Genomic DNA, 21,206 nt, shown 5'->3' on the forward strand with positions numbered 1-21,206 from the left:
GCTCCCGTATCAGACAAGACGATTGCGAAAGAGCCACGCCGCCAGCGGCAGCGTGACGACCGCGATGATCGAGAGCGGAATGAGGTTGTGCCACACCGTGCCCAGCCCCACGCCTTCGAGGTACACGCGCTGCACCAGGTCGATGGCAAAGCGCAGCGGATTGGCCATGGTGATCACCTGCAGCACGTGCGGCATGTTGCGCACCGGCGTGGTCAGGCCCGACAGCAGCATCATCGGCATCAGCAGCACGAAGGTGTAGAGCATGGCCTGCTGCATGTTGGCCGACACGGCCGAGATCGACAGGCCGATGCCCACGCTCGCGACCGTAAAGAAGATGAGCCCGGTGTAGAGCGTGACGAGCGAGCCCGCCATCGGAATGCCGAACCAGAACATCGCCACCACGAGGATCAGCGACGACTGCGCAAGGCCCACGAGCACGGGCGGCAGCGCCTTGCCGATCATGATTTCGAGCGGCGACATCGGCGTCACCAGCAGCTGGTCGAAGGTGCCTTGCTCGCGCTCGCGCGCCACCGAGAGCGCGGTGAGCAGCAGCGTCTGCAGCATGCTGAGCGCGGCGATCATGCCGGGCAGAAGGTTCCAGCGCGTCTCCAGGTTCGGGTTGAACCAGGCGCGCGATTCGATGACCAGCGGCGCCGGCGGTGCGCCCGCGCGGGTGCGCAGTTCGGCGTTGTAGCGCTCGACCACCGCGCCCACGTAGCCTGCGGCCGAGCCCGCGGTGTTGGAGTTGCGGGCATCCAGAATCAGCTGGATCGCCGCGGGCTGCCCGGCGCTCAATTGCCGCTCGAAGTCGGGCGCGATCTGGATCACGAGCAGCGCCTTTTCGGTGTCGATCACCTCGCGGATGTCGGCCTGCGTGCGCAGCGTGGCCACGCGGTGGAAGACGCCCGTGCTGTCCAGGTGCGCGATGAGTTCGGTCGCGGCGCCCGTGCGGCTCTGGTCGAGCAGCGCATAGGGCACGTTCGCCAGGTCGTAGGTCGCGCCGTAGCCGAAGATCAGGCTCTGCAGCAGCGCAGGCGCAAAAAGGATGGTGCGCGTGGCCGGGTCCTTCAGGATCGCGAGCAGCTCCTTCTTGCAGAGGTTGGCGATGCGCAGCAGGAAGTCGATCATGGTCTGGTTCCTTCGCGTCTCAATCGAGGCTCTTGCGCGTGACCGCGCGCGCGACCAGCAGCAGGCCGACGGCGTAGCACAGCAGGATGGCGCAGTTGCGCCAGACGAGCGGCCAGACGTCGCCCGCGAGGAACAGCGTCTTGATCAGGTCCATGAAGTAGGTGGCCGGCAGCACATGCCCGATGACGCGAACGGCCGTCGGCACGTTGCGCAGGTCGAACAGAAAGCCCGACAGCATCATCGAGGGCATGAAGGTCGCGATCAGCGCGATCTGGCTCGCGAGGAACTGGTTGCGCGTGACCGACGAGATCACGAGGCCCAGGCTCACCGCCACGATCAGGTAGAGCATCGAGCTGAACACCACCACGGCGAGCGAGCCGTACATCGGCACCGCGAACAGGAAGCGCGCGGCCAGCAGGCACAGCGCCAGGCCCAGCATGCCGACACCGAAGTACGGAATGATCTTGGCCAGCAGGATCTCGACGGGCCGCACCGGGGTGACGAACAGCGCCTCGAGCGTGCCGCGCTCCCATTCGCGCGCCATCACCAGCGCGGTGAGGAAGGCGCCGACCAGCGTCATGATCAGCACGATGAGCCCCGGCACGAGGTACCAGGTGCTGGTGTTCGCGGCGTTGAACCACATGCGCTGCTCGACGGTGACGCGGCCCACGGGCGGCGCGTCGGCGCCCGAGGTGCTGCCCAGGCGATCGGCCTGCCGCACGGCCGTCTGGGCCAGGGCGCCGCTCACGTAGGCCTGGATGATGGTCGCGCGGCCCGCATCGGCGCCGTGCACGATCAGTTGCACGCGCGCGTTTCCCGCGGCCAGCGCGCGCGAGAAATCGCTCGGGATGCGCACGATGCCGTCGACCTTGCGCTCGCGCATCAGTTCTTCGGCGTCGTGCATGGAGCCCAGCAGCACCGGCGCGATGGTGGGCGAGAGCTGCAGGCCCGCGATGGCTTCGTGCGCCGTGGGCGAGGCGTCTTCCATCACCACGGCCACCGGCGCGTTCTTCACGTCGAGCGACATGCCGTAGCCGAAGATCAGGATCAGCACCATCGGCAGCAGGATGCCGATCGCCAGGTTGCTGCGGTCGCGCAGCAGCTGGCGGAATTCCTTGCGCGTGAGGGAGATCAACCGGGACCAGAAGCCGCTCATGCCGCGTCTCTCCCTTTGCGCCGCGCCTTCTCCACGATGCCGATGAAGGCCTGCTCCATGTCGATGCGCTTGCCACTGTCTTCGCCGTCGAGCGCCTGCGCGCGCACTTCCTGCGGCGTGCCGATGGCGAGCACCTTGCCCGCGTCCTGGATCACGATGCGGTCGCAGTACTCGGCCTCTTCCATGAAGTGCGTGGTGATGACGATGGTGGTGCCGCCTTCGGCCAGCGCGGTGATGCGGCGCCAGAACTCGCGGCGCGCGAGCGGGTCGGCGCCGCTCGTGGGCTCGTCCAGGAACAGGATCTCGGGCTCGTGCAGGAGACCCGTGGCCATCGCCAGGCGCTGGCGGTAGCCGCCGGGCAGCTGGCCGCTGGGCGTGTCGAGCTCGCGTTCGAGGTCGAACTGGCGCAGCACCGTCTGCATGCGCGCCTGCAGCCGCTCTCCGCGCAGGCCGTAGGCGCCGCCGAAGAACGACAGGTTCTCGCGCACCGTAAGGTTGCCGTAGAGCGCGAACTTCTGCGAGACGTAGCCGATGCGCTGGCGGGCCTGCGCGCGCGCATGGCGCAAGTCCACGCCGGCCACGCGCAGCTGGCCGCCGCTTGCGGGCAGGAGGCCGCAGAGCATGCGGAAGGTGGTGGTCTTGCCCGCGCCGTTGGGTCCGAGCAGCCCGAAGATCTCGCCGCGCCGCACCGAGAAGCTGGTGCTCGCGACGGCGACGAAATCGCCGAAGCGGCGCACGAGGTCCTTCACTTCGATGACGACTTCGTCGGGGTCGCCTTTGGCGGGACTGGAGGCCGTGGCCGCGGTGGTGTTCGTTGCGGTTGCTTGCTGCGTGCGCAGCAGCGTCATGAAGCCGTCTTCGAGCCGTGGTGGCACCGGCTCCGCGTGCGCGCCGGCCAGCAGCGCGGCGAGCGTTGCATCGTCGGTGTCCTTGCGGCGGATGAAGTGCACCTCGCCGCCTTGCGGCACGGCATCGACGATGTCCTGCTGCGCATCGAGCAGGCGCGCCTGCATCAGGCGCGGCGGCTCGCCCTCCGGCGGCGCGGCGACGAAGCACAGGCCTTGTGCATGGTCGCGGATCTCGGCCGGCGCGCCCTCCGCGAGCAGCTTGCCCTCGCGCAGCACGAACACATGGCTGCAGCGCTCGGCCTCGTCCAGGTAGGCGGTGCTCACGATGACCGAGAGCTTTTCGTCGTCCACCAGCTGCTGCACGATCTGCCAGAGCTCGCGCCGCGAGAGCGGATCGACGCCCACGGTCGGCTCGTCCAGCAGCAGCAGGTCGGGCGAGCGCACCAGCGTGCACGCGAGGCCGAGCTTCTGCTTCATGCCGCCCGAGAGCTTGCCCGCGGGGCGGTCGGTGAAGCGGCCGAGGTCGGTCATCTCCATGAGCCGCGCGTAGCGCTCGCGGCGCTTGTCTTTCGACACGCCGTGCAGGTCGGCGTAGAGGTCGAGGTTCTCCTGCACGCTCAGGTCGTCGTAGAGGCCGAAGCGCTGGGGCATGTAGCTGATGCGGTCCTGCACCGCCTGCGGGTCGGCCGAGACGTCGATGCCGAGCACGCGCAGCTCGCCTTCGTCGGCGCGCATGAGGCCCGCCATGAGGCGCAGCAGCGTGGTCTTGCCCGCGCCGTCCGGCCCGACCAGCGCGGTGAGCGTGCCCGCGGGGATCTCGAGCGACACGCCGTCGAGCGCGTGCACCGGCTGCTTCGACGACTTGAGCGTGAAGCGCTTGCGCAGGGAGCGTCCGGCCACGGCCGGCTCGGAGGTGGCCATCAGCGCTTGCCGTTGGTGTCGGAAAGCTGCAGCCGCACGGTGGCCGGCATGCCCAGGCGCAGGCGATCCTCCTTGTCGTCGACCATCACGCGGATCTCGTAGACGAGGCTGCTGCGCAGCTCTTCGGTCTGCACGGTCTTGGGCGTGAACTCGGCCACCGACGCGATGTAGCCGACCTTGCCGGCGATGGCTTCGCCGGGCCGGCTGTCGGTGGTCACGCGCGCGGCCTGGCCCGGCTTCACGCGGCCGAGGTCGGCCTCGGCCACATAGGCGCGCACCCACTTGGGATCGGTGATCGCGAGCGTGAAGGCCGGGCGCTGCGGCGAGGCCATGTCGCCGGGCTCGAGCAGGCGGGCGCGCACCACGGCGTCGATGGGCGCCTTCAGCTCGGCCTCGGTGAGCTGGTGGTTCATGAGCGCGAGGTCGGCGCGCGCCGATTCGAGCTGGGCCTGCGCCTGCGCGATGTCTTCCTTGCGCGGGCCGCTGACGACCAGCTGCTGCGCCTTGCGCGCGTTGTCCAGCTGCGCGAGCGCGACCTTGCGCCGGGCCTGCGCGCTGTCCAGGTCCTGCTGGCTCACCGCGCGGCCTGCGGTGGTCTGGCTGATGCCCTGCAGGCGCGCGAGCTGCTGCTGCGCGAGGTCGGCATCGGCCCGCGCGGCGGCCACCTGCGCGCCGGCCTGGGCCACTTCCTCGGGGCGGCTGCCGGTCTTCAGGCGCAGCAGGGCCTGCTCCTGCACGCCGATGCGCGCCTGCGACTGCGCCACCCGCAGCGCGAGCGTGCGGGTGTCCAGTTTGCCGAGCAGTTGCCCGGCCCGCACGTGGTCGCCTTCGCGCACCGCGAGTTCGGCCACGCGGTCATTGGCATTGAAGGCGAGCGAGACCTGGCGCACATCGACGTTGCCGTAGAGCACGATCTGGTCGGTGGGCGCCGCCGAGCGGCTGACGTACCACCAGCCGCCGGCCGCGGCGAGGAGCGCGACGACGGCCACGGCGATGAGGGGTTTCTTGTTCATGGGCGGGTTTCCTGGCGGTTTCCAGAACGGGGTTCGGCCGGATGATATCAAATTGAAATTTGAATTTGAAGTAATTTTTCAATTCGATTAACCTTGGCCCATGGCCACCCGCTCTTCCAGTACCTCCGCTCCCTCCAGCGCTTCGGTGCGCACCCAGCGCACCGACGGCAACGCCACGCGCCTGCACATCCTGGAGACCGCGGGCCGGCTGTTCGCCGAGCGCGGTTTCGCCGAAGCCACGAGCAAGGAAATCTGCACCCGCGCGGGCACCAACATGGCCGCGATCAACTACCACTTCAACGGGCGCGACGGGCTTTACGAGGCGGTGCTGATCGAGGCGCACAGCCAGCTGGTCAGCATCGACGAATTGGTCGGCCTGGCCAGCGTGTCGAACGATCCGCGGCAGAAGCTGCGCGCGCTGCTGACGCACCTGATCGAGGTCGGCGGCCAGCCCAAGGCGCCCTGGGGATTTCGCGTGGTGCTGCGCGAGGCGCTGTCGCCGTCGCCGGCGATGCCGATGATGATCAAGCGCGCGGTGCTGCCCAAGACCAAGCTGCTGCGCGGGCTGATCGGCGCGATCGTGGGGCTGCCCGACGACCACCCTTCGGTGCAGCGCGCGCTGCTGTTCACCGTGTTGCCGTGCATCGTGATGATGGTCGCGCCCAAGGACCTGGGCAACAAGGTGCTGCCGGCGTTGAAGGACACGAAGGCGCTGGCGGACGACCTGATGCGCTATGTGCTCGCGGGGCTGGATGCCATCGCGAAGGATGCGGCTTCACCTGCACCACCCGTGCCACCCGCGCCACCCGCGCCACCCGCGCCTCCCGTGTCGGCCAAGGCTGCGAAGCGGCAGCGCTAAAAACGCTCGAGCGCGCGCACCAGGCGCTGGACGTTGGGGTCCCGCGCCGCGGTGGATGCGGCTTCCTTGCTGGCGCCCAAGCGCGCCAGCCGGATTCCGAGCGACGGCACCCCCCAGCGCGCGCGCTCGGCAGCGTCGGCGTTCCCGAGGGCGCGCAATTTGCGCGCGGCCCGGCGCGCCAGGTGTTCGACCGAGGATTCGGATGGGCTCGCTGCATTACGGGCCCACAGTGGCGGGAGCCGCGCCCAATGCAGCAATGCATCGACAAGGCTGGGAAATCCGGCGTGGAAACTGCCCAGCCCCAAATAATGTTCCAGCGTGATGACTTTGTGTGTCAGATTCGCGGGAATGAACATGGTCTGCCCGGGGCCGATCACCAGCCAGCGCGACGACTTCATCCGAAGGAATTGCGGCATGTCGAATTTCGCGCGGTCGGTCACCTCGCAGCGTTCCACGTCTTCCAGGCCGTGCCTGAATCCTTCGAGGGTGTCCCACATCAGCCAGAGCTTGCTGCCGGCAAAACAATGATTGCTGCCGGCGTGGTCGTCGGAATGGGAGTCGGTGAATGTGCCGCAGGAACTGATGACCAGTGAATCCTGCGACTGAAAAGGGTGCACGCCGCGGGGCAGCAGGTTGAAATCGTTTAGCGCAGTGGTGTCGAGCCGCCGGTCGAAGCGCGTACCGACATAGTGAAGATCCGGAACACCGAAATTGGATCTGCCTCCCGCCCATTTATCCGCAACCTGGGGGACGGATAAATAAACGATGGAGTTCCGGTTGCGCACCCGGGCACGTTTGGCGGCCGGAAAACCGGCGCGTATTTCGCCCAAAATTACCGCTGCATCGGGGCGATTGCGAGAATTGGACTTGCGAACCGAAATGGGAAATCCGGTGTACAGGCCGGGCTCGCCGGCGAGCATTCGCGAAAACAGGCGGGCGCGGGAAAAGGAAATCGACCCTACTCTTTTGGCCGCCAGGCTCGCAAGATTTCCTGGATGGATGTGCAACGAAGGATCGATGCAATTGGCGCGCTCCCAAAGTGGCGATGGGAAATTGTCTGCAGTGGCGTACATACGTGGATGTAAATAAGCGGTTTGCTGCGGCACGCTCCAGACGGGCGGGCGGCGATTCTAATCCGAAAGGCGTGATTTCATGGACTCGAAACTGATCCTGATCTTTGCCCTCGCGGCTTTCTTCGAAGCCGTCACGCCCGGGCCCACGATGGCGCTTGTCCTGGAGACGCGCACCAGCGCCGGCATACGAGGTGCGTTGCTGACGGTGGCGGGAATCACGGTCGCGAATATCGTCTGGGTCGCCTGTGTCCTGCTTCTTTTCCTGGCCGACGCGAAATGGTTCGGCGAATGGATTGGTCCGTTCATCAAGTATTTCGGCGCCGCCTATCTCGTTTATCTGGCTTCGAGGCGATTGCTGTCCGCGGTGGTTCAATTCATCACGCACCGGGATGACCGGGAAATTGCCAAACAAAGCGGCGCCAATCTATTCTGGACAGGATTCATTGCTCACGCGGGAAATCCTTTGTCAATCAGTTATTACCTCGCCACTTTCGGCGTGGTGATCATGAGCATGAGCCTGACGGAAGCCACGATATACGGCGCGATTCCTATCGTCATGGACGCCGCGGTATTCGTGCTGCTCGCCATCGCCTTTGGAGAGAAGAAGCATTTGGCCGGAAGATGGGCGCGGCTCCTGGCCGGCTTGGTTCTTTTCTTCTTGGTCGGTCATGTGTATTCGAATTCGCCGGCGTTGAATTCCGAAATTTCGGTGACGCCCCTGATGACGTTCATCATGCTCGGCGGATTCTTTTATGCCGCCATTGCGGAATCGCGCAGCGAAGTCGCATTGCGAAAGGACAAGAACAACAAGATGCTGTGGCGTGTCGTGGGCCTGTGGGGCGTCTGGTTTTCGGCCGCTGCGATCTTCGGCGGCTTCTACACATTGATCGGCGGTTTCGCCATGTCGGCGTTTTCGCTCGAAGCCGTACAGGAACACCGCTTGCGCATCTGTTTCGTCGTGGCGGCGGTCATCGGCAGCGCGCTGTCCTTTGCCAAGGCATGCGGCGAATTGCAGGACGACCAGGCGACCCAGCCCGCAACCGGACCCGCCATCAAGGCCGATGGCTGGCAGACGTCGCCCTACTGGATCGGGGCCTTCGCCTTCGGCTTTCTGGGCGCGGTTTTCGTGCTGTTGACGGTGATCGGCTTCAACGTGCGATGACGGCCGCCTTCAAACCGGTCGGCGGCTAGAGCTGGAAGGCCACCGTCAGCAGCAGCCCCTCGGCCACGTCGCGCATCAACCCCGGGCGCCGCGCGCGGTAGGGCTCGCCGGCCGAGGCGGTGGTGTCGATCCACTCGGCGAGCCAGTCGATCTCGTGCGGGCCGTAGAACACCACGGCCGCCTCGTGGTTCAGCAGCAGGCTGCGCAGGTCCAGGTTGATCGAGCCGCAGATCGCCAGTTCGTGGTCGACCACCACCGCCTTGGCGTGCGCCATGAAGGGCAGCATGCGAAAGCTCACGCCCGCGCGCGCCAGGTCGCGCATGGCGCGGGCGCGCACGAAGTCGGCCAGGCGGTGGTTCGACTGCGCGGGCATCGCGATCGTCACCTGCACGCCGCGCCGCGCGGCCAGGCGCAGCGCATCGCGCAGGCCGTCGCCGGGCACGAAGTAGGGCGTGATTGCGAGGATGCGGTGCTCGGCGCGAAAGCACGCGTCGATGAGGAGCGCGTGCGCGGTGTCCTCGGTCTGGTCGGGGCCGCTCGGCAGGAACTGGGCCATCGCGGTGCCGGGGCCTTCGAGCACGTCGTCGCAATTGATGGCGCGCGCCTTGCGCGAGCGCACCGAGCTCCAGTCGTGGTCGAACTGGCGGGCCGCGGCGGCCGCCACGTTGCCGCGCAGGTCGAACGAGAGATCGCGCCACGCCTCGGGGTGCTTGTCGTTGCCGGTGAAGTACTCGCCCGCGAGGTTGCGCCCGCCCGACCAGAGCCAGCCGTCGTCGGCGATGGTGAACTTGCGGTGGTTGCGCAGGTTGCGCGGCCCGGTGCGGCGCAGGCTGAAGAAGGGGCGGAACACCGCCACCTCGCCGCCCGCCGCGCGCAGCAGGTCGAAGTGATGGCGCGGGAGCGACAGCGCGCCGAAGCCGTCGAGCAGCACGCGCACCTTGATGCCTTCGCGCGCGCGCTGCGCGAGCCGCGCGATCACCGCATGGCCGAGCGCGTCGTCGCCAATGATGAAGGTGCACACGTCGATGCGCTCGCGCGCACCGTCGATCACCTGCCACAGCGCCTCGCGCGCGGCCTCGCCGTCGGCATGCAGGCGCACCGCGCAGCGCCCGGGCGGCGCGAGGCCGAAGCTCTCGATCAGGTCGGCCGCCCAGTGCCCCGGCGGCACCGAGCGCGGCGGCCGCGGCGAGCCGGCCGGGCGGAGCTTGCGCTGCCCGAACAGCAGGTACATCGGAAGGATCAGGTAGGGCATCAGCACCAGCCCCATCACCCACGCGATGGCGGTGGTGGGGGCGCGCTGCTCGCGGCGTGCGCGCGTGGTGAGGACGTAGACGAGCAGCGCAAAAGTGACGACGAGGAAATGCTGCGAAGGAGAGGGCAGCCAGTCGAACGCAGGAGTCGGCATGGGGCTGATGATGCCTCAGCGCGTCTGCGTGCGGTCAGCGCTGCAGGAAGGCCGGCACGCCCCGGCCCTCGGAGGCGAGGAATTTCATCATCGGATCGACCACCGCATGCACGGCGGGCCGGTCGCGCACGCGGTCGCGCCAGGCCACCAGACGCGGCGTGGCATCGGTCATGCCGGCGCCCTTGCGGTCGGCGAACACGTGGGCCATGTAGAAGGCGATGTCCGCGAAGGAATAGGGGCCCGCGAGGTAATCGCGCGTGGCCAGCAGGCCGTCGATCTCTTCGTAGAAGCGCGCGCAGGCGGCGCATGCCGCGACCGCCGGAGCGCTCTGCATGGCGTTCTGCAGGCCGAAGAGCTTGATCACGTTCGGAAAGAACACCTCGTCGGACTTCTGCTCCAGCTGCCGCGCCCGCGCCCGCTCGGCGATGCCCTCGGGCCACAGGGCAAGCGATGTGGGTGGGGGATAACGGTCTTCGAGGTACTCGAAGATCTGCGTCGAGTCGAACAGCGCCACCGCGTCGTCGACCAGCACGGGCACCTGCTGCTTGACGGCATTGACCCGAAGCACCTCGGGGTGCTTCGGGTCGTAGGCGTCGTCCTTGGTGAACGGCACCATGACGAGGTCGAAGGCGATGCCTTTTTCGCGTGCCGCGATCTCGACCTTGGCGCCGAACATGCTGAGGGGGCCGGAATAGATGTGAGTCGTCATGCCCCCGACTTCACCAGAAACGGCGCGTCAGGTCGAGCCCCAGACCTCCTGCGCCGTCTCGACCACCAGGCGCAGCTTGTTGCGCTGCGCTTCCACCGCGATGTTGTTGCCGTGCACGGTGCTGGAGAAGCCGCACTGCGGCGAGAGCGCGAGCTGCTCGAGCGGCGCGTACTTGGCGGCCTCCTCGATGCGGCGCTTGAGCTCGTCCTTGTCTTCCATCTCGCCGAACTTGGTGGTCACCAGGCCGAGCACCACCGTCTTGCCCTTGGGCAGGTAGCGCAGCGGCTTGAAGTCGCCCGAGCGGGCGTCGTCGTATTCCATGAAGTAGGCGTCCAGGTCCATCTCCTTCAGGAGCGCCTCGGCCACCGGCTCGTAGTTGCCGGCCGCGGCGTGCGTGCTCTTGAAGTTGCCGCGGCACAGGTGCATCGCCAGCAGCATGCCCGGCGGCTTCTGCGCGACCACCTTGTTGATGAAGGCCGCATAGCGGTGGGGCAGCTCGTTCGGGTCGTCGCCGCGCTTGCGGGCGGCTTCGCGCATGTGCTCGTCGCACAGGTACGCGAGGTTGGTGTCGTCCATCTGCACATAGGTGCAGCCGGCGGCAGCGAGCGAGCGCAGCTCGTCGCCGTAGGCCTTGGCCACGTCGTCGTAGAACACCGGGTCGAGCTCGGGGTACGCGTCCTTGCTGATGCCGGCGCGGCCGCCGCGAAAGTGCAGCATCGTCGGCGAAGGGATCGTCACCTTGGGTGTGCGGCCCGCGGAGACCTGGCTCTTCAAATACTGGAAATCGGCCAGCTGGATGTCCTTGACGTGGCGCACCTTGTCGATCACGCGCATCGCGGGCGGCGCCAGTTCCTCGGTGCCGTCGGGCTTGCGGATGGTGACCGGAATGTCGGTCTTCACGCCGCCGAGCTGGTCGAGAAAGTCGATGTGGAAGTACGTGCGGCGGAATTCGCCGTCGGTGATGCTTTTCAGGCCAATGTCTTCCTGGAAGCGGACGATCTCGGTGATGGCCTTGTCTTCGACCGTGCGCAGTTGCTCGGGCGTGATCTCGCCCTTGGCCTTCTGCTCGCGCGCTTCGAGCAGGTACTTGGGGCGCAGGAAACTGCCGACGTGGTCGTAGCGTGCGGGCAGGGCGGCGTGCTGGGACATGGGGTGAACTCCGTCTTGGCTGATAACGAACGGAGCATCCTAGCGCCTTCGAAAGCGGCTTGTTTGTATACGTTGACGTCGGTATTTACCCTTGATTCAGTCGCTTTGATCTGGATATTTCCTGATTTCTGTATACATTGGGTATTCATGAAAACGCCCACGACCGCTTTTCCCCTGAACGCCTGGTACGCCGCCGCCTACGACGTCGAAGTGCGCCACGCCCTCTTGCCCCGCACGATCTGCAACCAGAAGGTGGTGCTGTTCCGCCGAACCGACGGCCAGGTGGCCGTGCTCGAAGACGCCTGCTGGCACCGCCTCATGCCGCTCTCGCTCGGCCGCCTCGAAGGAGATGAGCTGGTCTGCGGCTACCACGGCCTGGTCTACAACAGCCAGGGCCGCTGCACCCACATGCCGAGCCAGGAAACGCTCAACCCGTCGGCGTGCGTTCGCAACTTTCCGGTGGTCGAGAAGCACCGCTTCATCTGGATCTGGCCCGGCGATCCGGCCAAGGCCGACCCCGCGCTCGTGCCCGACATGCACTGGAACGACGACTCCGCCTGGGCCGGCGACGGCAAGATGATCCGCGTCAACTGCGACTACCGGCTCGTGGTCGACAACCTCATGGACCTGACGCACGAGACCTTCGTGCACGGCTCCTCGATCGGCAACCGCGAAGTGGCCGAGGCGCCCTTCGTCGCCACGCACGGCGACCGCTCGGCCACCGTCACGCGCTGGATGGAAGGCATCGACGCACCGCCGTTCTGGGGCGGCCAGATCCGCCATGCACGCGGCTACACGGGCAAGGTCGATCGCTGGCAGATCATTCGCTTCGAGGGCCCGTGCACGGTGAACATCGACGTGGGCGTGGCCGAGGCGGGCAGCGGCGCGGTGCCCCATGGCGAGAACCCCGGCGACCGCAGCAAGGGCGTCAACGGCTACGTGCTCAACACCATCACGCCCGAGACCGACAAGACGTGCCTGTACTTCTGGGCGTTCGCGCGCAACTATTGCCTCGGCGAGCAGCGCCTCACGCACGAGTTGCGCGAGGGCGTGGCCGGCATCTTCCGCGAGGACGAGCTCGTGCTCGAAGCCCAGCAGAAGGCGATGGACGACCACCCCGACCACCAGTTCTACAACCTCAACATCGACGCCGGCTCGATGTGGGCGCGACGGCTGATCGACCGCATGGTCGAGAAGGAAAAGCCCGCGCGCGCCGCGATCCCGATCCGTCCCGTCGAAGAAAAGCGGGCCGCATGAAGGCCGCGGTGGTTTCCCCCCTCGAGCCCGGCGACACCGGCAGCTCGCAGGCCGTGAAGGCGCAGCTGCGGCTGCGCGAAATGATCCTCGCGGGCGAACTGCCCGGTGGCGCGCGCATCGCCGAGGTCGCGATCTCCGAACAGCTCGGCGTCTCGCGCACGCCCGTGCGCAGCGCGCTGATGCGGCTCGAGCAAGAAGGCCTGCTCGAAGCGCTGCCCAACGGCGGCTACGCGGTGCGCACGTTTTCCGAGCGCGACGTGGCCGATGCGATCGAGCTGCGCGGCACGCTCGAAGGGCTGGTCGCGCGCCTGGCGGCCGAGCGCGGCGCCGCACCCGTGGTGCTGCGCGAAGCGCGCGCCTGTCTCGCGCGCATCGACGAGTTGCTGCGCGAGCCCGCGCTCGACGACGCGGCGTTCTCGCGCTACGTCACGCACAACGAGAAATTCCATGCGCTGCTGTGCGAGATGGCCGGCAGCCCGGTCATCGCGCAGCAGCTGGAGCGCGTGGTCAACCTGCCGTTCGCATCGCCCTCGGGCTTCGTCATCGTGCAGGCCAATTCGCCGGCCGCGCGCGACATGCTGGTGATCGCGCAGGACCAGCACCTGCAGGTGCTCGACGCCATCGAATCCGGCGAGGGCTCGCGCGCCGAGGCGCTGATGCGCGAGCACAGCCGCATCGCGCGCCGCAACCTGCGCGAGGCGCTGCATGGCACGCCGAGCGCCGAGCAGCGCGCGCTGCCCGGCGTGCAATTGATCCGCCGACGCGGCTGATCGACTTCTCTTTTTCCTTGTTGGTGTTCCCCGATGAAAAGCGATCTTCAATGGATGCAGGCGCAGGTGGTTGCGCTGCGCGGTGTCACGCCCACGGTGCGCGAGTTCGAACTGCGGCCCGAATCGGGCTTTGCCGCGCCGTATGAACCCGGCTCCCACCTGCAGGTGCAGGTGATGACCGCGCAGGGCAGGCTGCAGACGCGCTCGTACTCGCTGGTCGGCGAGGGCGATGACCAGTGCTGGCGCATCGCGGTCAAGCGCCTGGACGACGGCCGCGGCGGCTCGCTCGCGATGTGGCAACTGGCGACCGGCGACCGGCTGCAGGTGAGCGCGCCGCAGAACCACTTTGCGCTCGACCTTTCGGCGCCCGGCTACCTGCTGGTGGCGGGCGGCATCGGCATCACGCCGCTGGTGCTGATGGCGCAGCGCCTGGGCGCGCATGCCAAGCGCAGCGGCGTGCCCGTGAATATGCTCTACGGCGCCCGCCATGCCGGCGAGTTCGGTTACCTCCCGCACTTGCAGGCGGCGTTGGGCGAGAGCGTCGTCGCCCACGAAGGCTCGGCGCCCATCGACTTCGCTGGCGCCATTGCCGCGCTGCCGCCCGGCGGCCAGCTCTACACCTGCGGCCCGGTGCCGATGCTTGAAGCCGTCAAGCGCGCCTGGGAGGCTGCCGGCCGCGCCCCGGCCGACCTGCGCTTCGAAACCTTCGGCAGCAGCGGCCGCCTCGCGACGCAGGCCTTCACGGTGCGCATTCCCCGGCACGACCTGGCGATCACCGTGCCCGCCGACTGCACGTTGCTCGAGGCGCTCGACGCTGCCGGCGTGCAGACCCTCTCGGACTGCAAGCGCGGCGAATGCGGCCTCTGCGCCATGGACGTGCTCGCGGTCGATGGCGAAGTCGATCACCGCGACGTGTTCCTGAGCGCCCACGAGAAAGCAGCCACCACCCGCATCTGCGCCTGCGTGTCACGCGCCGTGGGTACGCTCACGCTCGATTCCGCCTACCGCGCCGACAGCTGAGGCGCCTTGCGCGATGATCGCGCAGTTCATTTATTGATCGCGCAACAAAGCCCCGCGACAGGGGCCGGCTAGGTGATTGCCTGCTCCGCCGAATGTTGCAAAGTGTTGAAAATAGCCCCGGTTTCGCATTCCGTCCCTCCAAGGAAAACCTCATGCAAAGACGCCATCTCATCCAGACCGCGGGCCTCTCGGCAATTGCGCTCGCAACCGCGCTCACGCTGCCGCTGGCCAGCGCACAAGACAACAAGTTCAAGATCGGCCTGATCCTCCCGATGACGGGCCAGTCGGCCTCCACCGGCCGCCAGATCGAAGCCGCCGCGCGCCTGTACATGGCGCAGAACGGCGACACCGTGGCCGGCAAGAAGGTCGAGCTCATCGTCAAGGACGACACGGGCCTGCCCGACGTGACCAAGCGCCTCGCGCAGGAGCTGGTGGTGAACGACAAGGTCAACGTGCTGGCCGGCTTCGGCCTCACGCCGCTGGCCCTGGCCGTGGCTCCGATCGCCACGCAGTCCAAGACCCCCGAAGTGGTGATGGCCGCGGCCACCTCCAGCATCACCGAGGCCTCGCCCTACATCGTGCGTTCGAGCTTCACGCTGCCGCAGGTGTCGGTCGCCATGGGCGACTGGGCGCCCAAGAACGGCGTGAAGACGGTCGTCACGCTGGTGGCCGACTACGGCCCCGGCAACGATGCCGAGAAGTTCTTCAGCGAGCGCTTCCAGCTCAATGGCGGCAAGGTGATCGAAAAACTGCGCGTGCCGCTGCGCAACCCCGACTTCGCGCCGTTCCTGCAGAAGGTGCGCGACGCCAAGCCCGATGCGCTGTTCGTCTTCGTGCCCTCGGGCGCGGGCGCGGCGGTGATGAAGCAGTTTCTCGAACGCGGCATGGACAAGGCCGGCATCCGCATGATCGCCACCGGCGACGTGACCGATGACGATCAACTGAACGACATGGGCGACGGCGCGCTCGGCGTGGTCACCTCGCACCACTACTCGGCCGCGCACCCCTCGGCCGCGAACAAGAAGTTCGTCGACGCTTTCCAGAAGGCCAACCCCAAGATGCGCCCCAACTTCATGGCCGTCGGCGGCTATGACGGCATGCGCGTGATCTACGAAGCGCTCAAGACCACCAAGGGCCAGGGCGGCGGCGAAGCGCTGCTGGCGGCCATGAAGGGCCAGGTCTTCGAGAGCCCGCGCGGCCAGGTGCTGATCGATGCGCAGACGCGCGACATCGTGCAGGACGTGTACCTGCGCAAGGTCGAGAAGAAGGATGGGCAGCTCTACAACATCGAGTTCGATGTGATCAAGGGCGTGAAGGACCCGGGCAAGGCGAAGTAAGGCGCTTCCCGGGGGCATGAGGTGCATCGTTGTTCAGGGTGCGATCCCGCCGACGGGGTACCTTGCTCCGCGAATGTCCCCCGCCCTTCGGGCTCCTCCTTGATTTCGCTGCGCAAGGCACCCCGTCGGCGTGCTCGTTATCCAGTGCAGTCGTTGATTGGCCAGCACCACGACAGCGCTCTGCATGCGCAGGGCATCGGGTGCTCCCCGCAGCGAAATCAAGGAGGAGGGGCGAAGCTCCGGGGGACATTCGCGGAGGGGAGTACCCGATGCCCTGCGCATGTGCCCTGAACGCCAGCACCCGAACAAACAAATATGTTGACCATTCTTTTTGACGGCATCGCCTACGGCATGCTGCTCTTCGTTCTCGCCGTCGGCCTGGCCGTGACGCTCGGGCTGATGAACTTCATCAACCTCGCGCACGGCGCATTCGCCATGGCGGGCGGCTACCTCACCGTGTTCGCGATGCAGAAGCTCGGCATGCCGTTCCTGGCCTGCCTGCCGTTCGCGTTCATCGTCGTCGCGCTGGCTGGCGCGCTGCTCGAGCGCACGCTCTACCGGCCGATGTACGGCAAGCCGCACCTGGACCAGGTGCTCTTTTCCATCGGCCTCGCGTTCATGGCGGTGGCCGCCATCGACTACTTCGTCGGCTCCTCGCAGCAGAACGTGCAGCTGCCCGAGTGGCTGCGCGGCCGCACCGAGATCGGCGACGGCGCGCTGCTGCTGGGCATGGGGCACTACCGGCTCTTCATCATCGGCGTGTGCGCGGTGCTCACCGTCGTGCTGCAGCTCATCCTCTCGAAGACGCGCTTCGGCAGCCGTCTGCGCGCCGCGGTGGACGACCCGCGCGTGGCCGCGGGCCTGGGCATCAACGTGAACATCGTGTTTCTCATGACCTTCGCCGTCGGCTCGGGCCTGGCGGGCCTGGGCGGTGCGCTGGGCGCGGAGATCCTCGGGCTCGATCCGACCTTTCCGCTCAAGTACATGATCTATTTCCTGATCGTGGTATCGGTGGGCGGCACCTCGTCGATCACCGGGCCGCTCGCGGCCGCGCTGCTGCTCGGCATTGCCGATGTGGCGGGCAAGTACTTCATTCCGAAGATGGGCGCGTTCACGGTCTACCTGCTGATGATCCTGATCCTGATGTGGCGGCCGCAAGGGCTGTTCACGCGCAAGGGAGGGCGTTGAGATGAGCACGCCTTCTTCCTCCACCACCGCAACCTACGAGTCGGCCCTGCTGCGCACCGCGCGCTGGCGGCCATGGGAGTTCGTGGTCTGGGCGGTGGCGTTCGCGCTGCCGCTGGTGGTGCCCTCGCACTCGCTGCTGGTCAACGAGATCGCCATCGTCGCGCTGTTCGCGATGTCGCTGGACCTGATCCTCGGCTACACCGGCATCGTCTCGCTCGGGCATGCCGCGTTCTTCGGCTTCGGCGCGTACGCGGCGGCGCTGTTCGCCAAGCTGGTGATGCCGGACCCGACCGTGGGTCTGGTGTTCGCGACCGTGCTCTCGGCGCTGCTCGGCCTCGTGGCCAGCGTGACGATCCTGCGCGGCAGCGACCTCACGCGGCTCATGGTCACGCTGGGCACCGCGCTGCTGCTGCTCGAACTGGCCAACAAGCTCGACTGGCTCACCGGCGGTGCGGACGGCCTGCAGGGCGTGGTGATGGGGCCCGTGCTCGGTCTCTTCGAGTTCGACCTCTACGGCCGCACCGCCGCCTGGTATTCGCTCGCGGTGATGCTGGTGCTGTTCCTCGTGATGCGCCGGCTGGTGCATTCGCCGTTCGGCGCGACGTTGAAGGCGATCCGCGACAACCGGCTGCGCGCGATGGCCATCGGCATTCCGGTGGTGTCGCGGCTCGCGGTCATCTACACGGTGGCGGCGGGCATTGCCGGCGCGGCGGGCGCGCTGCTCGCGCAGACCACCGGCTTCGCCTCGCTCGACGTGCTGGCCTTCGACCGCTCGGCCGACGTGCTGCTGATGCTGGTGATCGGCGGCGTGGGCTGGCTCTATGGCGGCGTGGCGGGCGCCATCGTCTTCAAGCTGCTGCAGAACTGGCTCTCGGCCGTGACGCCGCAGTACTGGATGTTCTGGATCGGCCTGATCCTCGTGCTGCTGGTGCTCGTGGGGCGCGACCGGCTACTCAAACCATGGACATGGTTCGGAGTCGGCAAGAAGAAGGGTGGTGCGGCATGACCACGACCACCGAAACCGTGCTCTCGACGCAAGGCCTCGTGATGCGCTTCGGCGGCATCACCGCCACCAACAACGTCACGATGGAATTGAAGCGCGGCGCACGCCACGCGCTCATCGGCCCGAACGGCGCGGGCAAGACCACGCTGATCAACCTCTTGACCGGCGTGCTCACGCCGACCGAAGGCCGCATCACGCTGCTCGGCGAAGACATCACCACGCTCGCGCCGCACAAGCGCGTGGCGCGCGGGCTGGTGCGCACCTTCCAGATCAACCAGCTGTTCGACTCGATGACGCCGCTGGAGACGCTGGCGCTCGTGGTGTCGCAACAGAAGGGCATCGCCGCGCAATGGTGGCGCCCGCTCGGCGGCACCAAGGGCATCGCGGAGCGGGCAGGGCAACTGCTCGAACAGTTCCATCTCTCCGATGTCGCAAGACAGCAGACGAAGTTCATGGCGTATGGCAAGCGCCGCCTGCTGGAAATCGCCATCGCGCTCGCCTGCGAGCCGCGCGTGCTGCTGCTCGACGAGCCCGTGGCGGGCGTGCCGGCGGGCGAGCGCGAAGAGCTGCTGCAGACCGTGGCCGCGCTCCCGGCCGATGTGTCGGTGCTGCTGATCGAGCACGACATGGACCTGGTGTTCAGCTTTGCCGACCGCATGACGGTGCTGGTCAACGGCACCCTGCTGACCGAGGGTGACCCAGAGACCATCGCCAACGATCCGAAGGTCAAAGAGGTCTATCTAGGTCACGGGGAGAACGCCCATGTCTGAGCTGCTTCGCATCGACAACCTGAGCGCGGGCTACGGCGAGGCCGTGGTGCTGCACGACGTGGCGTTCGCGCTCGGCGAAGGGCAGACGCTCGCGCTGCTGGGCCGCAACGGCACGGGCAAGACGACGCTGATCAACACGCTTGCGGGCGCCACGCGCCAGCATGGCGGCACCATCGCGCTCGGCGGGCAGGCGCTGCACAAGCTCGCGCCGCACCAGCGTGCTGCAGCGGGCATCGGCTGGGTGCCGCAGGAGCGCAACATCTTCAAGTCGCTCACGGTGCACGAGAACCTCACGGCGGTGGAGCGGCCCGGCAAGTGGAACCCGCAGCGCGTCTACGAGATGTTCCCGCGTCTTGCGGAACGCAAGACCAACCTCGGCACGCAGCTCTCGGGCGGCGAACAGCAGATGCTGGCCGTCGGCCGCGCGCTGGTGCTGAACCCGAAGCTGCTGCTGCTGGACGAACCGCTCGAAGGCCTCGCGCCGATCATCGTGGAAGAGCTGCTGCGCGCCATCCGACGCATCACGCAGGACGAGGGGCTGGCCGCGATCATCGTGGAGCAGCACCCGCAGGCGATCCTCGCGATTTCCGACCACGCGGTGGTGCTCGACCACGGCACCATCGTCCACACCGACAGCGCGGCCGCCCTGCGCAGCCAGCCGCAGGTGCTCGAACGGTTGCTGGGCGTGGCGCGGTAGCAGTAGCAGCCACGGCGAACAACAAGGAGACAGACAGATGGCGATCCCGAAGACAGTGTTTTGCGGGGGCGCCATGCTGGCGGCCGCCGCGTTGCTCGCCGCATGCGGCACCCCCGTGGGGCCGAGGGCGCTCACGCTCGGCGGCGAGCCGGCAACGGCCTGCGCGGCTCTGGCCGCACCGATCGCGCCTGCGGCGATCGGCCTGCCGAGCGGCGCCGCGACCATCGACTCGGCGACGCTCGTGGCCGCATCGCCGCTGGCGGTTGCCGAGCGCGGGCCCAGCCCCTCGGCGCGCATCACGCCGGTGACGCCCGCGCACTGCAAGGTGCTCGGCCGCATCGCGCCGCTCGACGCGAGCGCGCCGCCGATCCTGTTCCAGGTCAACCTGCCGCTCGCGTGGAACGGGCGCAGCGTGCAGTACGGCGGCGGCGGCTTCAACGGCGTGCTGATCACCGGCCTCTCGCTGGTTCCGGCGGGCCGCTTCGACCAGCCCACCCCGCTCGCGCAGGGCTACGTGACCTACGGCACCGACTCCGGCCACCAGAACGTGCAGGGCCAGCCGCCGCAAGCCTTCGCGCTCAACGACGAGGCGCTCGTGAACTTCGCGCATGCCTCGTACAAGAAGGTGCGCGACGTGGCCGTGGCATTGATGCAGCGCGCCTACGGGCAGGCGCCGCAGAAGCTCTATTTCATGGGCAGCTCCGAAGGCGGGCGCGAGGCGCTCACGATGGCGCAGCGCTATCCGCAGGACTTCGACGGCGTCTTCAGCCGCGTGCCGGTCATCAACTGGACGGGCCTGCAGCACGCGGGCACACGCAACGGCATCGCGACCTTCGGTGAAGGGTGGCTGCGGCCCGCGCAGGTGCAGCTGGTGCACAACGCGGTGCTCGCATCGTGCGATGCCGCGGACGGCGTGGCGGACCGCATCGTGTCGAACCCGGTGGCATGCCTGCAGCGCTTCGATCCGGCCACCTTGCGCTGTGCGGCGGGCACGAGCGGCGACAACTGTCTCAACGATGCGCAGGTGCAGGCGGTGCGCACGCTGCGCTCGCCGTGGCGCGCGCCCGTGCCGCTGGCCAACGGTGTCACCGAATACCCGGGCTGGGGCATCGGCGGCGAAGGCACGCCGGCCTTCGCCTCGATGGGCGGCTGGAATGCATGGTGGACGGGCACCGCCGCGCCGACCGTGCCGCCGCAGCCGAGCAACGGCATCGCGTGGTTCTATGGCAGTGGGGCGCTGCAGTATTTCTACGCACGCAATCCATCGCTGGACGTGCGCAACTACCGCGCCGAAGATTTCGCGGCGCGCATCGCCACCGTGTCGCAATTGATGGACTCGACCAATCCGGACCTCAGCGCCTTCAACGCGCGCGGCGGCAAGCTCCTGATGCTGGAGCACATGGCCGACTACGCGCAGAGCCCGTTCGCGGGCATCCGCTACTACGAGTCGGTGGTCGCGCGCCTGGGGCGCGACAACGTGGACCGCTTCATGCGCCTGTACACCGCGCCCGGCGTGGACCATGTGGGCAGCGGCGCGCCGGCCAATGTCGACATGCTCGGCGCGCTGGCCGATTGGGTCGAGCGCGGCCGCGCGCCGGCCGGGCTGCAACTCGCCGAGCAGGAGGTGCAGCCGCCGTTCAAGACCATTCGCGCACGTCCGCTGTGCGAGTGGCCGCTGTGGCCGCGCTATGTGAGCGGCGATGCGTCGCAGGCGGCGAGCTTCCAGTGCGCGAGGTAATGC

Annotated in this window: 19 protein-coding genes; 11 read left to right on the forward strand and 8 right to left on the reverse strand. The window is 67.6% G+C overall.

Annotation, left to right across the window (positions count from 1 at the left end):
* Window positions 1–9 precede the first annotated feature (9 nt).
* Genes JC881_RS20920 through JC881_RS20935 form a run of 4 tightly spaced genes read right to left on the reverse strand, consistent with a single transcriptional unit; the run spans window position 10 to window position 5,066 of the window.
* A complete protein-coding gene (locus JC881_RS20920) occupies window positions 10–1,128 on the reverse strand; it encodes an ABC transporter permease (protein ID WP_198787617.1) in 1,119 nt (372 codons plus the stop codon).
* A gap of 19 nt (window positions 1,129–1,147) precedes the next feature.
* Window positions 1,148–2,284, reverse strand: coding sequence for an ABC transporter permease (locus tag JC881_RS20925; RefSeq protein ID WP_198787618.1), 1,137 nt, complete (start codon window positions 2,282–2,284; stop codon window positions 1,148–1,150).
* A complete protein-coding gene (locus JC881_RS20930) occupies window positions 2,281–4,053 on the reverse strand; it encodes an ATP-binding cassette domain-containing protein (protein WP_198787619.1) in 1,773 nt (590 codons plus the stop codon). The genes JC881_RS20925 and JC881_RS20930 overlap by 4 nt, the downstream gene beginning before the upstream one ends.
* On the reverse strand, window positions 4,053–5,066 hold the full coding sequence (locus tag JC881_RS20935) for an HlyD family efflux transporter periplasmic adaptor subunit (protein ID WP_198787620.1): 1,014 nt from the start codon (window positions 5,064–5,066) through the stop codon (window positions 4,053–4,055). Before JC881_RS20935 ends, JC881_RS20930 begins: the two co-directional genes overlap by 1 nt.
* A gap of 100 nt (window positions 5,067–5,166) precedes the next feature.
* Here JC881_RS20935 and JC881_RS20940 point away from each other — a divergent pair, with 100 nt between their 5' ends.
* Window positions 5,167–5,925, forward strand: a complete 759-nt coding sequence (locus JC881_RS20940) for a TetR/AcrR family transcriptional regulator (protein ID WP_198787621.1) — start codon at window positions 5,167–5,169, stop codon at window positions 5,923–5,925.
* On the opposite strand, the gene JC881_RS20945 is transcribed toward JC881_RS20940, so the two are convergent.
* Window positions 5,922–6,998, reverse strand: coding sequence for a hypothetical protein (locus tag JC881_RS20945; protein WP_198787622.1), 1,077 nt, complete (start codon window positions 6,996–6,998; stop codon window positions 5,922–5,924). The genes JC881_RS20940 and JC881_RS20945 overlap by 4 nt on opposite strands.
* 79 nt (window positions 6,999–7,077) lie before the next feature.
* Between JC881_RS20945 and JC881_RS20950 the strand changes: the two genes are divergently transcribed.
* Window positions 7,078–8,160, forward strand: coding sequence for a LysE family translocator (locus JC881_RS20950; RefSeq protein ID WP_198787623.1), 1,083 nt, complete (start codon window positions 7,078–7,080; stop codon window positions 8,158–8,160).
* A 25-nt stretch (window positions 8,161–8,185) separates the two neighbouring features.
* Here JC881_RS20950 and JC881_RS20955 read toward each other — a convergent pair whose 3' ends face one another.
* Genes JC881_RS20955 through JC881_RS20965 form a run of 3 tightly spaced genes read right to left on the reverse strand, consistent with a single transcriptional unit; the run spans window position 8,186 to window position 11,423 of the window.
* On the reverse strand, window positions 8,186–9,565 hold the full coding sequence (locus JC881_RS20955; protein ID WP_198787624.1) for a phospholipase D-like domain-containing protein: 1,380 nt from the start codon (window positions 9,563–9,565) through the stop codon (window positions 8,186–8,188).
* A gap of 34 nt (window positions 9,566–9,599) precedes the next feature.
* Window positions 9,600–10,274, reverse strand: coding sequence for a glutathione S-transferase family protein (locus tag JC881_RS20960; RefSeq protein WP_198787625.1), 675 nt, complete (start codon window positions 10,272–10,274; stop codon window positions 9,600–9,602).
* 27 nt (window positions 10,275–10,301) lie between these two features.
* Window positions 10,302–11,423, reverse strand: a complete 1,122-nt coding sequence (locus JC881_RS20965; RefSeq protein WP_198787626.1) for a 5-methyltetrahydropteroyltriglutamate--homocysteine S-methyltransferase — start codon at window positions 11,421–11,423, stop codon at window positions 10,302–10,304.
* Window positions 11,424–11,570: 147 nt separating this feature from the next.
* Here JC881_RS20965 and JC881_RS20970 point away from each other — a divergent pair, with 147 nt between their 5' ends.
* The 9 genes from JC881_RS20970 to JC881_RS21010 all read left to right on the forward strand — a co-directional run bounded on the left by JC881_RS20970 (window position 11,571) and on the right by JC881_RS21010 (window position 21,203).
* Window positions 11,571–12,680: an aromatic ring-hydroxylating dioxygenase subunit alpha gene (locus JC881_RS20970; protein ID WP_198787627.1), complete on the forward strand. Its 1,110-nt coding sequence runs from the start codon at window positions 11,571–11,573 to the stop codon at window positions 12,678–12,680.
* The gene (locus JC881_RS20975) at window positions 12,677–13,450 is read left to right on the forward strand and encodes a GntR family transcriptional regulator (RefSeq protein WP_198787628.1); all 774 of its coding nucleotides are present in this window, start codon (window positions 12,677–12,679) and stop codon (window positions 13,448–13,450) included. Before JC881_RS20970 ends, JC881_RS20975 begins: the two co-directional genes overlap by 4 nt.
* 33 nt (window positions 13,451–13,483) lie before the next feature.
* Window positions 13,484–14,470: a PDR/VanB family oxidoreductase gene (locus JC881_RS20980; RefSeq protein ID WP_198787629.1), complete on the forward strand. Its 987-nt coding sequence runs from the start codon at window positions 13,484–13,486 to the stop codon at window positions 14,468–14,470.
* Between the two features lie 152 nt (window positions 14,471–14,622).
* Window positions 14,623–15,807, forward strand: a complete 1,185-nt coding sequence (locus JC881_RS20985) for an ABC transporter substrate-binding protein (RefSeq protein WP_198787630.1) — start codon at window positions 14,623–14,625, stop codon at window positions 15,805–15,807.
* Window positions 15,808–16,122: 315 nt separating this feature from the next.
* Entirely contained in the window at window positions 16,123–16,995 is an 873-nt protein-coding gene (locus tag JC881_RS20990; protein WP_198787631.1) for a branched-chain amino acid ABC transporter permease, read from the forward strand.
* Between the two features lies 1 nt (window position 16,996).
* Window positions 16,997–18,001 (forward strand): branched-chain amino acid ABC transporter permease, encoded by a 1,005-nt coding sequence (locus JC881_RS20995; protein WP_198787632.1) that lies wholly within the window; start codon window positions 16,997–16,999, stop codon window positions 17,999–18,001.
* Window positions 17,998–18,768 (forward strand): ABC transporter ATP-binding protein, encoded by a 771-nt coding sequence (locus JC881_RS21000; RefSeq protein WP_198787633.1) that lies wholly within the window; start codon window positions 17,998–18,000, stop codon window positions 18,766–18,768. The genes JC881_RS20995 and JC881_RS21000 overlap by 4 nt, the downstream gene beginning before the upstream one ends.
* A complete protein-coding gene (locus JC881_RS21005; RefSeq protein ID WP_198787634.1) occupies window positions 18,761–19,465 on the forward strand; it encodes an ABC transporter ATP-binding protein in 705 nt (234 codons plus the stop codon). Before JC881_RS21000 ends, JC881_RS21005 begins: the two co-directional genes overlap by 8 nt.
* Before the next feature lie 37 nt (window positions 19,466–19,502).
* Entirely contained in the window at window positions 19,503–21,203 is a 1,701-nt protein-coding gene (locus JC881_RS21010; protein ID WP_198787635.1) for a tannase/feruloyl esterase family alpha/beta hydrolase, read from the forward strand.
* Window positions 21,204–21,206 lie beyond the last annotated feature (3 nt).

Source organism: Variovorax sp. IB41, from assembly GCF_016405905.1.
Taxonomy (GTDB): domain Bacteria; phylum Pseudomonadota; class Gammaproteobacteria; order Burkholderiales; family Burkholderiaceae_C; genus Variovorax.